The following is a 12,879-nucleotide window of genomic DNA, read 5'->3' as shown; positions in this document are numbered from 1 at the left end:
GGAGGTGCGCGGTACCGTCCGCGGCCGTGGCAGCACCGGGCAGGAGACCGCAGGTGGGGAAGTGGGAACGACGGTGGCTCGGGCCGGACGGCGCGGTGAGCCGCCGGTTCGTCCGGGTGCTGCCGGTGGCGATGATCGTCGCCGGGGTGGTGTTCGACGTTTTCACGCCGCCCTCCTATACGGCCATCCCGATGTTCGCGGCCGCCCCGCTGATCGCCGCGCCCTTCTTCGATATGGGCACCACGATCCGGATCGGGATCGCCTCGGTGCTCGCCGTCGCCGGAATCCGGCTCTACACCGGCGACCTGGTCGAGGTGGTCTCGTTCATCGAGATGGTCACCGTGCTCACGGTCGCCGTGCAGGCGTGTGTGATCAACCGGGTCGTGCGGCGCGGCAGCGACCAGCTGGCGTCCGCCCGGATCATCGCCGAGACGGCCATGCGGGCCGTGCTGCCCGCGCCGCCCGAACGGCTCGGCGGACTCCAGGTGGCCGCGCGGTACGAGGCGGCGCAGGCGGACGAGTTCGTCGGGGGCGACCTCTTCGCGGCCGCTGACACCCCGTACGGCGTACGGCTGGTGCTGGGGGACGTGCGCGGGAAGGGGCTGGAGGCGGTCGGCGCGGTCGCGGTGGTGATCGGGGCGTTCCGGGAGGCGGCGGAGCAGGAGAAGTCGCTGGAGGGCGTGGCGCAGCGGCTGGAGCGCGCGCTGGCGCGTGAGTCGGTACGGCGGAGCAACCTGGACGCGTTCGAGGGGTTCGTGACCGCCGTGCTCGCGGAGATCCCGCCGGGCGCGCAGCGCGTACGGATGGTGAACCGCGGCCATCCGGACCCGCTGCTGCTGCACGGGGACGGCGTGGTGGAGGCGCTGACTCCCACGGAGCCCGCACTTCCGCTGGGCATGGACCTGGGGGTGCGGCCGGACCGCTCGGACGACTGGGAGCTGCCGGCCGGGGGGACGCTGCTGTTCTACACGGACGGCCTGTCGGAGGCCCGGAACGCCGACGGCGTCTTCTACGACCCGGCGGAGCGGCTGCGCGGGCGCCTCTTCCCGGGTCCCGAGGAGCTGTTGTCCGCGCTGACCGACGACGTACGGCTGCACACGGGGGGCGAGTCGACCGACGACATGGCGTTGCTCGCGGTGGCCCGGCCGGGGAAGGGGCAGCCGGACCGGCGCAGGACGGTGAAGATCGTCAAGCGGGGTACCACGCTGCGTGACTGAGGGGCGCCGCTCCGCATAACATTTGACGCAACGTCAGAAAACGCGTAGTGGCTGAACCTGGATCAACTCGCCCGATTCCACCCGGTTGTGTCCCGTAAAGTCCAGGCCAAGTGCGTGAACGATCAGTGGGAACAGCTTGGAATCGGACCCGTCTGTCTATTAACGTTCGATAACGCAGCGCGGTTGTCCCAGCCGTCGTCAGGGACGGCGCCGCGCGCGTGCGCCGAATTCCGCAAGGGAACCGGGGAACCACCTACATGGGGTGAATCGGGCATCTTCGTCTTCACAAGAGGCGGAGGGACCCGTAGGAGACCTTCCTGCTCCGAACCCGTCAGCTAACCCGGTAGGCGAGAAGGAAGGAAAGGAGTGCGCCCGCGTGGCGTCCAACAAGCCTGCCCCCGAATCACCTTCCCGGTTCGTGCCCGAGTACGGCGCCGACTTCGCGTCCGGCCCCGGCACCGCGTACTTCCCGGAACAGGGAAGCGACTCCATGACCGATCGGGGCAACGGCTTCGGCACCGGCGCCGGTTTCGGCAGCGGTTTCCGCGCCGACGATGCCGACTCCGAGCGGGCCTGGGAGGAATGGAACCCCACCGAGGAGTCCGTCCGTCCCGTCCGTGGCAAGCACCGTGTCGCCAAGCAGCGCAATGGTCTGGCCCGTAGCTCCACCGTCCTCGGCGTCGGTGTCATCGCGGCCGTCGGCGCGGGGGGCATGGCCACCGCGCAGAGCAAACCGCCGGTCTCCATCTCTCTTCCCGATTCCATCGCGGACAATCTTCCCGACGCCAAGTCCCTTCCTGGCGTGGGTGCGTTGTTCTCCGGCGAGAGCGAGGCCGAAACCCCCGCCGCCGCCCCCGCCACCGCCCCGCTGACCACCGCAGGCATCACCACCGCCGAGGCCGAGCAGGGCACCACGGACGCCGGCGAGGCGCTGCGCGCCCGCATCCTCCAGCAGGCCGAGCAGCAGCAGGGCGCCGCCGACGCCGAGGCGAAGGCAGCCGAGGAGAAGGCCGCTGCCGAGAAGGCGGCCGCCGAGGCGAAGAAGCAGCAGGACGAGGCCGAGGCCAAGGCCGCCGCCGAGAAGAAGAAGGCGGCGGAGGAGGCGAAGAAGAAGGCCGAGGCCCTGCGCCTGGCCAAGCTCGCCGCCGGCTACGCCATCCCCACCTCCTCGTACACGATCACCTCGACGTTCGGCGAGGCCGGCTCGATGTGGTCCTCCGGCTACCACACGGGCCTCGACTTCGCGGCCCCGACCGGTACCCCGATCAAGGCCATCCACACCGGCACCGTCAAGTCGGCCGGCTGGTCCGGCGCCTACGGCTACCGCACGGTGCTGGAGCTGGAGGACGGCACCGAGCTGTGGTTCTGCCACCAGTCCTCGATCGGCGTCACGGTCGGCCAGAAGGTCACCACCGGCGACACCATCGGCCGGGTCGGCGCGACCGGAAACGTCACCGGCCCGCACCTCCACCTTGAGGTCCACACCCCGGACGGCACCGGCATCGACCCGATGGCCTGGCTGCGCGCCCGCGGTCTGACCGTCTGAGGTCCGTTTCCCCCGAAGCCCCGGCCCTTCCCGGTACGCGGCCCTCCGAACCCCGGCAGCCCTGACGCACACCCCCGACGCCAGGGCTGCCGGTCCGCGTGACCGCGGTCAGAGCACGTTCGTCCGGGCCAGGCCGGATGTATGCGGAATAGCGGGGTCTCCGGAAACCGTTGTTCCACCTATGACTTCACTGCGCAATCTCGGCCCGTCCGGCCTCCAGGTCTTCCCCCTCTGCCTCGGTGGAAACGTCTTCGGCTGGACCGCGGACGAGGACCGGTCCTTCGCCGTCCTGGACGCGTACGCGGCGGCCGGCGGCAACTTCGTGGACACCGCCGACGCCTACTCGCACTGGGTTCCCGGCAACGAGGGCGGTGAGTCGGAGACGGTCATCGGCAAGTGGCTCGCGTCGCGCGGCAACCGGTCCGAGGTCGTGGTGGCCACCAAGGTCGGTGCCCTCCCCGGCTACAAGGGCCTTTCGGCGCCCACGATCAAGTCCGCCGCCGAGGAGTCGCTGCGCCGCCTCGGCACGGACCACATCGACCTGTACTACACGCACTTCGATGACGAGACCGTCCCGGTCGAGGAGATCATCACCGCCCTCGACGAGCTGGTGAAGGAGGGCAAGGTCCGCGAGATCGCCGCCTCCAACATCAGCCCCGCCCGGCTGCGCGCCTCCCTCGCATTCTCCGAACGCGAGGGCCTGGCCCGCTATGTGGCGCTGCAGCCGCACTACAACCTCGTCTCGCGGGACACCTACGAGGGCGAGCTCCAGGACACCGCCGCCGACGCCGGGCTCGCGGCCGTTCCGTACTACGCGCTGGCCTCCGGCTTCCTCACCGGCAAGTACCGCCCGGGGACGACCGTGGACAGCGCCCGCGCCGGGAGCGCGGCCGGTCACCTGGAGTCGGAGCGCGGCCGACGGGTGCTCGCCGCGCTCGACACGGTGGCGCGGGACCGGGGCGCCGAGATCGCGACGGTGGCCCTGGCCTGGCTCGCCTCCCGCCCGACGGTCGCCGCGCCGATCGCCTCCGCCCGCACGGTCGACCAGCTGCCCGCCCTGCTGGCGGTCGCCGGTCTCCGGCTGACGGACGAGGAGCTGTCGACGCTGACGGCAGCCTCGGCGTAGGACGCGTTCCGCGCGTGCGGTTCGTCGGCCTGTGTACCGCCCCTGTGTACGGATCCCGTGCGCGGGCCTGTGTGGGGACCCCGTGTGCGGATCAGGCCGGCGGCGGTCCGCCGGTGTAGGGCGGTGCGGTGTAGGGCTGTTGGCCGTAGGGCTGTGCCGGGTACGGGGACGGGCCGGCGTACGGGTTCGGGTTGCCGTTGTACGGGGACGGGGTCCCGTACGCGTACGGCGTCGGCGTACCCGGGTGGGGCCGGCGGGGCGGCCAGGCGGCCGTGTAGCCCGGCGGCCGCCGGTGCGTGGCCCGGGCCGCGTACGCGAGGGCGGGGCCCGCGATCTCACGGCGCTGCCACAGGTGGTGCAGCAGCTCCAGCTCGCGCGCGGAGAAGTCCGGGTCCACCCTGCCCCGGCCGGCCTGCCGGCGCAGGGAGGCGAGGGAGGTCGCGAACGCCTCGTACTCGGCTACCGCACGAGCCGCCGCCCTGCCGCGCTCCTTCGCCTCCTTGGCCCGGACCGTCGCGTACGCCGGGTGGTGCGGATGGCCGGAGACGCTCGCCGCGTACCGCCGGCGCGCCGCGTTCCTCGCGAGGGCGCGGGCCCGCATGGAGGCGAGGGCGCGGGGCTCGTCGGGGGTGAGCCAGCCGGCTTCGGCGTACGCGGGCAGCTCGACGGCCAGGGAGCGCAGCTCCTTGCGACGGGCCCTGACCACCTGCCAGGTCACCAGGCCGAAGACCGGGACCATGAACGCCCCGTACACGATGTAGAAGCCGTACGTGCCGAAGGTCGCCGAGCCGTTCCACAGGGCGTGCATGCCCATCGCGAGGACCAGGCCGAGCAGCGGGGCCATGATGCGCCGCGTCGGCCGGCCGGGTGCGCTGCTCGCGGCGATCCCGAGACCGATGCCGGTCAGGACGGTGAAGAGCGGGTGGGCGAAGGGGGTCATCACGGCCCGGACCAGGAAGGTCACCACGGTCATCGCCGCGAAGCCGGAGTCCGTCTGCTGGTCCTCGCCGAAGGCGTTGCCCAGGTAGAGGATGTTCTCGGTGAAGGCGAACCCCGTCGCCGTGAAACCGGCGGCGACGACGCCGTCCACGATCCCGGTGAACTCCCGCCTGCGGAAGAGGAAGAGCAGCAGGACGGCCGCCGCCTTGGCGCTCTCCTCGACCACCGGTGCGATGACCGTGGCGCCGAGGGTGTCGGCGTTCCCCGGATCGCTGTCGGCTATCCACCGGGTCGCGAACGAGTTGGCGAGGATGGCCACCAGGGCCGCCGCGCACGCGCCCCAGGCGAAGGCGAACAGCAGGTTCCGCCACGGGGTCGGCTCGACCCGGTCCAGCCAGCGGAAGGCGGTCATCAGCACCGGGACCGGCAGGACGGCCAGGCCCAGGCCGACGAGGAACCCCTCGGTGCCGGTCTGGTCGCGGACCAGGGCGAGGATCACCACCCCGCAGAGCGCCAGCAGCGTGAAGACGGCGACTACTCGGAACGTCCGGTTCCGCCAGAGCGGGCCGACGCGGCGCGGCCGGTAACGCCACTGGCCCCGCGCCGGCACGGCGGCCAGGATCTCGCCGACCCGCCGCTCCTGGAGCACCGGGACGGCCGGCTGATCCTGCCGTTGTCGCTGAACAGACCCGTCGGACACCCCTCGACCCTAACGAGCGGGTCCGACAACGGCCATGGTGTCCGTCCGGCTCAGACGCGCGTGAAGAGCAGGTCGTGCACCACGTGGCCCTTCCCCAGCCCCTGGCCCTCGAACCGGGTCCGCGGGCGGAAGGCGGGGCGCGGGGCGTAACCGCCGCCGGCCACCGTGTTCTCGAAGAGCGGGTGCGCGGTCAGCACCTCGAGCATCTGCTCGGCGTACGGCTCCCAGTCGGTCGCGCAGTGCACGAGGGCGCCGGGCTTCAGCGGGCCCGCCGCCAGGTCCAGGAACTCCGGCTGGATCAGTCGGCGTTTGTGGTGGCGGGACTTGGGCCACGGGTCGGGGAAGTAGACCCGCAGCCCGTCCAGCGACTCCGGCTCCAGCATCTCGCGCAGCAGGATGATCGCGTCACCGTTGGCGACCCGGACGTTGGTCGAGCCGTTCCGGTCGGCGAGGCCGAGCAGGTTGCCCTGGCCGGGCGTGTGCACATCGACGGCGAGGATGCCGGTGCCCGGGTCGGCGGCCGCCATCTGCGCGGTGGCCTCACCCATGCCGAAGCCGATCTCCAGCACCACCGGGAGCCCGTCGAACAGGGCGGGCAGGTCGAGGACGCTCAGCCCGTCGATGTCCAGGCCCCACTTGGGCCAGAGCCGCTCCAGGGCGTTCTGCTGACCGGGCGTGACCCGGCTGCGGCGCGGCTGGAAGCTGCGGATGCGGCGCTCGTGGTGCGAGCCGGCCGGGTCGGCCGCGGGGCCGCCGGGGAAGCGGGGCTGCTGGCGCATCCGGCGCGCGCGCTCCAGGGACGCGGCCCGCACGTCGTCCGGGATTCCGGCAGTGGTGGGCACGGTGCCGTCGGGCGTTGCGGGCGCGGCGCCGTCCGCAACGGCGGGGTCGCCGGGCGTCGGGCGGGAGGGGTTCATGGGCTCAGACACAATGCCCTGATTCTACGGGGCCGGGCGTCCGGGGGCGTCCGGCGCCGGCGGCCGCGGGGTCACCCCGCCGTCGCGCGCTCCGGCGGCTTCCAGCCGGCCGCCCGGGCCCGGAGCAGAGCGCGGCGGGCCACCTCGCGGCCGATGGGCAGCGAGGCCGTGGCGGCGGGCGACGGGGCGTTCAGCACGTGGACGGTGTGGGGGGCCTCGCGGATCAGGAAGTCGTCCACCAGCGTGCCGTCGCGGAGCACGGCCTGGGCGCGGACCCCGGCCGGCGCGGGGCGCAGGTCCTCCTCCGTGACCTCGGGCAGGAGGCGGCGGACCGCCTGCGTGAACGCCCGCTTCGAGAGCGAGCGGTGCACCTCGCCCGCCCCGTACCGCCAGTGTCTGCGGGCGATGCGCCACGAGCCCGGCCAGCTGAGCGTGTCCATCAGCTCGCGGGGCCGGACGACGGGCCAGCCGTAGCCCTCGCGGGCGGTGGCGGGCACCGCGTTGGGACCGACGTGGACGGAGCCGTCGAAGCCCCGGGTCAGGTGGACGCCGAGGAACGGGAACGCCGGATCCGGCACCGGATAGACGAGTCCGCGCACCAGCTCGGGCCGCGCCAGCTCGTAGTACTCCCCCCGGAACGGCACGATCCGCATCCCCGGGTCGTCGCCGGCCAGCCGGGCGATCCGGTCGCAGTGCAGCCCCGCGCAGTTGACCAGGACCCTGGCCCGGACCACCGGCCCGTCGGCCGTGCGCACGGCCACGCCCCAGGGGCGGCGGTCGATCGCCGTGACCTCGGCGCCGAAGCGGATCACGCCACCCGCTCCGCGCACCTCGTCGGCGAGGCGCCCGGCGACCGCCCGGAAGTCGCACACGCCCGTCGTGCCGACCCGGATCGCGGCGAGGCCCCGCACCTTCGGCTCGTACTCGGCGATCTGCGCGGGCCCCAGCTCGCGCACCGGCAGCCCGTGCTCGCGGCCGCGCTGGACCAGGGCGTGCAGCCGGGGCAGCTCGGCGCGGTCCGTGGCGACGATCAGCTTGCCGGTCACGGCGTGGGCGATGGAGTGCTCCCGGCAGAAGTCGGTCATCTCGGCGCTGCCGCGCAACGCGTACCGCGCCTTGAGCGAGCCCGGCGGGTAGTAGATCCCGCTGTGGATCACCCCGCTGTTGCGCCCCGTCTGGTGGCGCGCCGGGCCCCTCTCCTTCTCCAGCACGGTCACGCGGGTGCCCGGCGCGGTGCGCGTGAGCGCGTACGCGGCCGACAGGCCGACGATCCCGCCGCCGATCACCAGCACATCGCAGTCGTACGCCGCGCGCGTCATCATCACGCCACCTCCCACCCCGATAGTGCACTGACCCACTGACAACGCACTCAAACCCGTGCGGCCAGCGTGGCGCTTCCCGGGAAGCGGGACCTCTATGCCGGGGCGACCAGAAGAGGGCGGGCGCGCTCGCGCAGCTCCACGACGCGCGGCTCGTCCCCGTACGGCTCCAGGCGGTGCAGCAGGTCGCGTACGTACTCCGTGGTCCGCGCCGACGAGATGCGGCCAGCCACCTCCACGGCCCGGGTGCCCGCCGCGCAGGCGGCGTCGAGATTCCCCGACTCCAGCTCGGCGACGGCCGACACGACGAGGCGCAGCCCGTGCGAGCGGACGAACTCCTCGGTGGGCCGGGACAGCGCCTGCTCGGTGAAGCGCCGGACCTGGCGGGGCGCCTTCAGGTCGAGATGGCACTCGGCGGCGTCGGCCGCGAATCTGTCGTACGAGTAGAAGCCCAGCCACGCCGGGTCGGCGTCGCCCTCCCGGGAGCGTTCGAGCCAGCTCTCGGACGCCTTGAGCGCGGCCCCCGCGGCCGGCGCGTCGTTCGCCTTCGCGTGCGCGCGGGCCTCGACCAGGCGGAAGAAGCTCATCGTGCGGGCGGTCGCGAGGCCCCGGTTGCGCTCGACGGCGGCCTGCGCGAGGTCGACGCCCTCGTCGGCGAAGCCGCGGTAGGTCGCCTGAAGCGACATCGACGCCAGGACGTAGCCGCCGAGCGGCACGTCGGCCGCCGCCCGCGCGAGGCGCAGCGCCTGGATGTAGTACCGCTGGGCCGCCTCCTGCTGGCCGGTGTCGAAGGCCATCCAGCCGGCGAGCCGGGTCAGCTCGGCCGCCGCGCCGAACAGCGCACGGCCGACCTCGTCGCTGTACGAGCCGAGCAGGAGCGGGGCCGCGTCCACGCGTAAGCACTCCGGGACCATCGAGGAGCGCCAGTCGCCGCCGCCGTACTTGGAGTCCCAGCGGCGCGCGTCCTGGGCGGCCTCGCGCAGTTTGGAGACGTCGCTGTGGCCGACGCGCAGCGAGGAGGCGTCGGCTCCGGACTCGGGGCCGGGCTGCGCGGGGATCAGCAGGCTGTGGCCGGTCACCGTGCCGGTCGCCTGGGCGGGCGATGCGGGTGTGCCCGGCTGTGCGGGCGCCCCGGCCGGGCCGTGCGCCCCCGGTGCGCCGTGCGCGCCGGGCGGCTGCCCCCCGACCGTGGCCGTCGTCCGTGCGACCGACGGGTCGGCGGGGGATATCAGCCAGCGGGACGCGGGTGTGGCGTACGCGCTCACCGAGAACGAGCCGGCGAGCGACTGCCAGATCCCGCCGCTGCCCGCACGCCGCCCGGCCAGATCCAGCCGGTACAGCTCCGTCGCCGACCGGACGGCCGCGTCCACGTCACGCGGGAACGCCAGGCCGACCTCCGGCGCCGGATCGGCGTCGGCGAGACCGATCTCGTGCAGCGGAACGGGCCGGCCCAGCTTGGCGCCGATCGCCGCGGCGATGAGATGGGGCGCGGCGCCCTGGGGCACCATGCCCTTGGAGACCCACCGGGCGACCGACGTCTTGTCGTAGCGGAGGGTCAGTCCGCGCTGCGCCCCGAGGTCGTTGACCCGCCGGGCGAGCCCGGCGTTACTGATTCCCGCGAGGGCGAGAACGGTGCCGAGCTTCTCGTTCGGTCCTCGTTGCTCCCTGGACATGGCCACCCCTCGACACACAGACGGCAGCCGCGTCACCGTCTCGGCGCGCGGCATTCGTACCGTGTTCTCCCCAGGGACGAACCCTGTCACTCCGCCCGCACACGCATTTGGCCGTGCCCCGGGGAATATGCCGCCCTGCAGAGAACATCAGTGCACCCAGCGTAGTTCGTCGCATCCCTACCGTTAAGGGCCGGACGTCCGTATGGCGGGATTGTTGTCCGTCCCGGCCACTCGTGGAGTGCTGGGGGACGGGAAGTGACACGAGGGGCGTACGGGGCGGAGGAGGCGAACACCCGGCGGAGGAAGGGAAAAGGAAGAGCGGGGGAATGACGGGGGTGCGGGGGAGGGGGAGTGGAGATCGTCGGGACGGGGCGCAGTCCGGTCGGTGAAGGTGCGCGGTTCCGCTTCGCCGCAGCGGTGTACGGGCTTCGTCCCACCGCCCCCGCCGCCCGCCGACCAGCGCGGACCGGCGCGCGGGGCGTAGGTGTCCGCTCTCGTCCCGCTCGGCCCCGCCGGTTCGGCCGGGGTCCTCCGAGGGCCCGGCGCGTGCACCCCGGTGTGTGGCCGTGCGCCCGCACGTGCGCTCTGGCCCGGTCCTGGAGGCGGCGCTTGCATGGGTGCTGCGTGGATCGGCCCGCTGCGTTCGAAGCAGGGGGCTGGGGGATATCGCCGCCTCATTCCCCGCAGGCGGTGGACCGGTCCGGGGGGCGAGGCCCGCCCCCCGGACCGTGTGTTCCGGAGGGCGGGCCGGTGGTGCGGCGAGTGCGTGGCCGAGTGGGTGCGATGACCGGAGCGGTGTATGCCGAATCCGGGTAAACGCATATCAATCGGTCAATGAATCATGGGATCAACGGTTCCCTGCCGCGCCGAGATTGGCCGGATGTCGACGGTCGGGTGAGGGCGGGCCGGGGGAGGCGCTGACCGCCCCGCCGCCGTGAGATCCGAGTGCGGGGCTTGGCCGGAAGTGGGCCGTTCACGCGGGACCGGACGGGGGAACGCAACGCCCGGAATTCCCAATTCCGTTGCTCTGTGGGGCGACGCGCGCGGGCTCGGTACGGAACGCGCGTCCCGGCGTCCGCCCCGCGGCCTTTGCCAGGGGCGCATGCGCTCACGACGTGCGCCGTCCGTAGCCACTCCTGCGCGCCGTTGTCGTGGCAGCATGTCCGCAACGGCGCCGATCGTCACCGGAGTTCTCCGGGTGCTTGCCTGCCGCGCCGTTTTCGTCCACAGCCTGTGGAGGCGGCGATGCGTTGGTTGGTGGGTTGGAGCAGTATCGCCGCGAGCTTCGGCACGGCCGGGGCGGTCGGCGGCGGCGACGACGGGCGCACGATGCACCCCGTGGGCTCCCAACTCCTGTGGGGCGACCCCGATCCGCTCTGGGCGGTCGGCGACTGGCGGCCCGACGAGATCCGCACCGTCCGGGTGGACACCGCCGAGGGCGCCCCCATGGTCCGGCTCGCCGTTCTCGGCTGCTGCGGGGCCACCGACGAACAGCTGCGCGTCGGCCTGCTCGCCGCCCGGGGCGGTGCCCTGCGCCACCTCACCGCATGGACCGGCAGCTACACGGTCGTCGTCCAGATCGGCCGCCGGATCACCGTCGTCGGCGACCTCGCCGGAGCCCGCCCGGTCTTCTACACGCCCTGGGCCGGCGGCACCGCGTACGCCACCGCCGCTCTCCCGCTCGCCGACCTCATCGAGGCCCAGCTCGACATCGGCCACCTGGCCGCCCTGCTCGCCTGCCCCGAGACCCCGGAGGCGCTGCGCGACGGCACCCCCTACGCGGGCGTGAAGCGCATCCCGCCCGGACACGCCCTGATCCTGCGCGAGGGCTCGCGCGAGATCACCGGTTACGAGGCGGTGGCCTCCCTCGCCGTGGCCGCGCCCGAGCTCGACCCGGTGAGCGCCGTCGACGGGGTGCGCGACGCCCTGGTCGAAGCGGTGCGCGCCCGGCTCCTGGCCCCGCGCCACGCGCCGGAGACCCTGCCGCCCGACCCCGGCCCGGTCCCCGGCATGGGCCCGGCCGAACGCCGCGCCGCCCGGGGCGCCCCCGTGCCCGGCATCGGCGCCGACCTCTCCGGGGGCAGTGCGTCGGCGACCCTCGCCCTGCTCGCCGCCGGTCTCCCCGGGCTGCCCGGCACGATCCTGGGCCACGGCACCGGGGCGGGGGAGCGGCTGCTCGCCGTCACCTTCAACGACCTGACGACCCGCGCCCACGAACCCGAACTCGAGCGGGCCCGCGCCATCGCGGCCAACCCCCGGCTCCACCACGTCGTCGTCGCGGCGGGCGAAGAGGCCCTGCCCTACGCCGAGCTGGGGGCCGGCCCGCTCACCGACGAGCCGGCCCCTTCCCTCGTCCTCGCCGAACGCCACCGGCGCCGGCTCTCCGCGGGCAGCGCCGACCACTTCGTGGGCGCCGGTGCCCGGCAGGTGCTCGATGCCCACCCGGCCCGCCTCGCCGACCTGCTGATGGACCGGCGCCGCCGCCACCTGCTGCGCCCGGTCGCCGCCCTCGCCAAGGCCGAAGGCCCCTCCGCGCACTCGCTGTTCGTGCCGCTGACCGTCTACCGGGCGGCCCGCAAGCTGGCCCGTACGTCGTACCGCACCGGCCTCGAAACGGCCGCCGGCCGGCTGCCCGACGCCAACCGCCTCGCGCCCGGCCTCGACACCCCCGCCGACGCCTCGCTCGCCGCACTCGCCTGGTCGAGACCGGGGCCGGCCGCCCGGTGGCTGACCGGGGAGGCGCTGGCAGAAGTATCGGTTCGCCTTCAGGAGGCGGCGATCCGCCCCTCCTCGGTCCAGCGCCCCGGCGAGGCCCGGGCGAGGGCCGCCCTCGCCCGCAGCGCCGCCGACCACCGCATCCTGGAGCAGGCCGCCGAGATCCGCAGCCAGCGGCTGCACGCCCCCTTCCTGGACAACCAGGTCGTACGCGCCGCCCGCGCGCTGCCCGAGTCGCTGCGGGTCCAGCCGGGCGCCCGCGCGGCGATCCTGCGCCGGGTGCTGGCCGGTGCGGGCATCCACGAACTGCCCCCCGGCTGGGGCGCCCCCTCGCAGCACACCTCCACGGCAGTGACCCGGACCGGGCTGCGCGCCGCCCTGCCCGAGCTGATCGCGCTCTTCGACGCCCCGCTGCTCGCCGACGCCGGCCTGGTGGAGGCCCGCGTCGTACGCAAGGCCCTGCGCGCCGCCTCCGAGGGGGAGCCGCTGCCTCTGGACGGCCTCGCCGAGCTCGCCTCCACGGAATTGTGGCTGCGCCGCCTCGTCTCCCGGCGCGGGACCTGCTGGACCGGCACGGCGGCCCCCCGCCAGCGTGCGGTGGCGGGAGGCGTGGTCCCGGCCCGGCGCTCGCTTCAGGGGTGAGGGGGCGGGGGCGCGTCGGGGGGTGGGTTCGTCTCAGGGGTGAGGGGGCGGGGGCGCGTCGGGGGGCGGGTTCGTCTCAGGGGTG

At 74.0% G+C, this 12,879-nt stretch carries 8 protein-coding genes and 1 riboswitch; of the genes, 4 read left to right on the top strand and 4 right to left on the bottom strand.

The window, feature by feature from the left end; all coding sequences use genetic code 11:
- Positions 1 to 53: 53 nt before the first annotated feature.
- From ABZ565_RS19530 to ABZ565_RS19520, 3 genes are all read left to right on the top strand, one after another.
- On the top strand, positions 54 to 1,217 hold the full coding sequence (locus tag ABZ565_RS19530; protein ID WP_361028064.1) for a PP2C family protein-serine/threonine phosphatase: 1,164 nt from the start codon (positions 54 to 56) through the stop codon (positions 1,215 to 1,217).
- 211 nt (positions 1,218 to 1,428) lie between these two features.
- Positions 1,429 to 1,582: riboswitch (cyclic di-AMP (ydaO/yuaA leader) on the top strand.
- 11 nt (positions 1,583 to 1,593) lie between these two features.
- The gene (locus ABZ565_RS19525) at positions 1,594 to 2,763 is read left to right on the top strand and encodes a M23 family metallopeptidase (RefSeq protein ID WP_361028061.1); all 1,170 of its coding nucleotides are present in this window, start codon (positions 1,594 to 1,596) and stop codon (positions 2,761 to 2,763) included.
- A 181-nt stretch (positions 2,764 to 2,944) separates the two neighbouring features.
- Complete coding sequence (locus ABZ565_RS19520; protein WP_361028058.1) at positions 2,945 to 3,889, top strand: aldo/keto reductase; 945 nt, start codon at positions 2,945 to 2,947, stop codon at positions 3,887 to 3,889.
- A 91-nt stretch (positions 3,890 to 3,980) separates the two neighbouring features.
- On the opposite strand, the gene ABZ565_RS19515 is transcribed toward ABZ565_RS19520, so the two are convergent.
- The 4 genes from ABZ565_RS19515 to ABZ565_RS19500 all read right to left on the bottom strand — a co-directional run bounded on the left by ABZ565_RS19515 (position 3,981) and on the right by ABZ565_RS19500 (position 9,437).
- Positions 3,981 to 5,528, bottom strand: a complete 1,548-nt coding sequence (locus tag ABZ565_RS19515; protein ID WP_361028055.1) for a PrsW family glutamic-type intramembrane protease — start codon at positions 5,526 to 5,528, stop codon at positions 3,981 to 3,983.
- Between the two features lie 50 nt (positions 5,529 to 5,578).
- A complete protein-coding gene (gene trmB / locus ABZ565_RS19510; RefSeq protein WP_361028444.1) occupies positions 5,579 to 6,445 on the bottom strand; it encodes a tRNA (guanosine(46)-N7)-methyltransferase TrmB in 867 nt (288 codons plus the stop codon).
- 71 nt (positions 6,446 to 6,516) lie between these two features.
- On the bottom strand, positions 6,517 to 7,767 hold the full coding sequence (gene lhgO, locus ABZ565_RS19505; protein WP_361028052.1) for an L-2-hydroxyglutarate oxidase: 1,251 nt from the start codon (positions 7,765 to 7,767) through the stop codon (positions 6,517 to 6,519).
- Positions 7,768 to 7,859: 92 nt separating this feature from the next.
- Positions 7,860 to 9,437, bottom strand: a complete 1,578-nt coding sequence (locus ABZ565_RS19500) for a sporulation protein (RefSeq protein WP_361028049.1) — start codon at positions 9,435 to 9,437, stop codon at positions 7,860 to 7,862.
- Between the two features lie 1,245 nt (positions 9,438 to 10,682).
- Between ABZ565_RS19500 and ABZ565_RS19495 the strand changes: the two genes are divergently transcribed.
- Complete coding sequence (locus tag ABZ565_RS19495) at positions 10,683 to 12,794, top strand: asparagine synthase-related protein (protein ID WP_361028046.1); 2,112 nt, start codon at positions 10,683 to 10,685, stop codon at positions 12,792 to 12,794.
- The last annotated feature ends 85 nt before the right edge of the window (positions 12,795 to 12,879 follow it).

The sequence above is a fragment of the Streptomyces sp. NPDC016469 genome (assembly GCF_040632905.1).
In the GTDB taxonomy this organism is placed as follows: domain Bacteria; phylum Actinomycetota; class Actinomycetes; order Streptomycetales; family Streptomycetaceae; genus Streptomyces.
Note: the sequence above shows the minus strand (reverse complement) of the source record. Positions and strands in the feature narration are given on the sequence as shown.

Bases quoted from the DNA above. Each gene is read 5' to 3' on its own strand.
- ABZ565_RS19520 (WP_361028058.1), top strand. From the start codon at position 2,945: ATGACTTCACTGCGCAATCTCGGCCCGTCCGGCCTCCAGGTCTTCCCC.
- trmB (WP_361028444.1), bottom strand. From the start codon at position 6,445: ATGAACCCCTCCCGCCCGACGCCCGGCGACCCCGCCGTTGCGGACGGC.
- lhgO (WP_361028052.1), bottom strand. From the start codon at position 7,767: ATGATGACGCGCGCGGCGTACGACTGCGATGTGCTGGTGATCGGCGGC.
- ABZ565_RS19500 (WP_361028049.1), bottom strand. From the start codon at position 9,437: ATGTCCAGGGAGCAACGAGGACCGAACGAGAAGCTCGGCACCGTTCTC.
- ABZ565_RS19495 (WP_361028046.1), top strand. From the start codon at position 10,683: ATGCGTTGGTTGGTGGGTTGGAGCAGTATCGCCGCGAGCTTCGGCACG.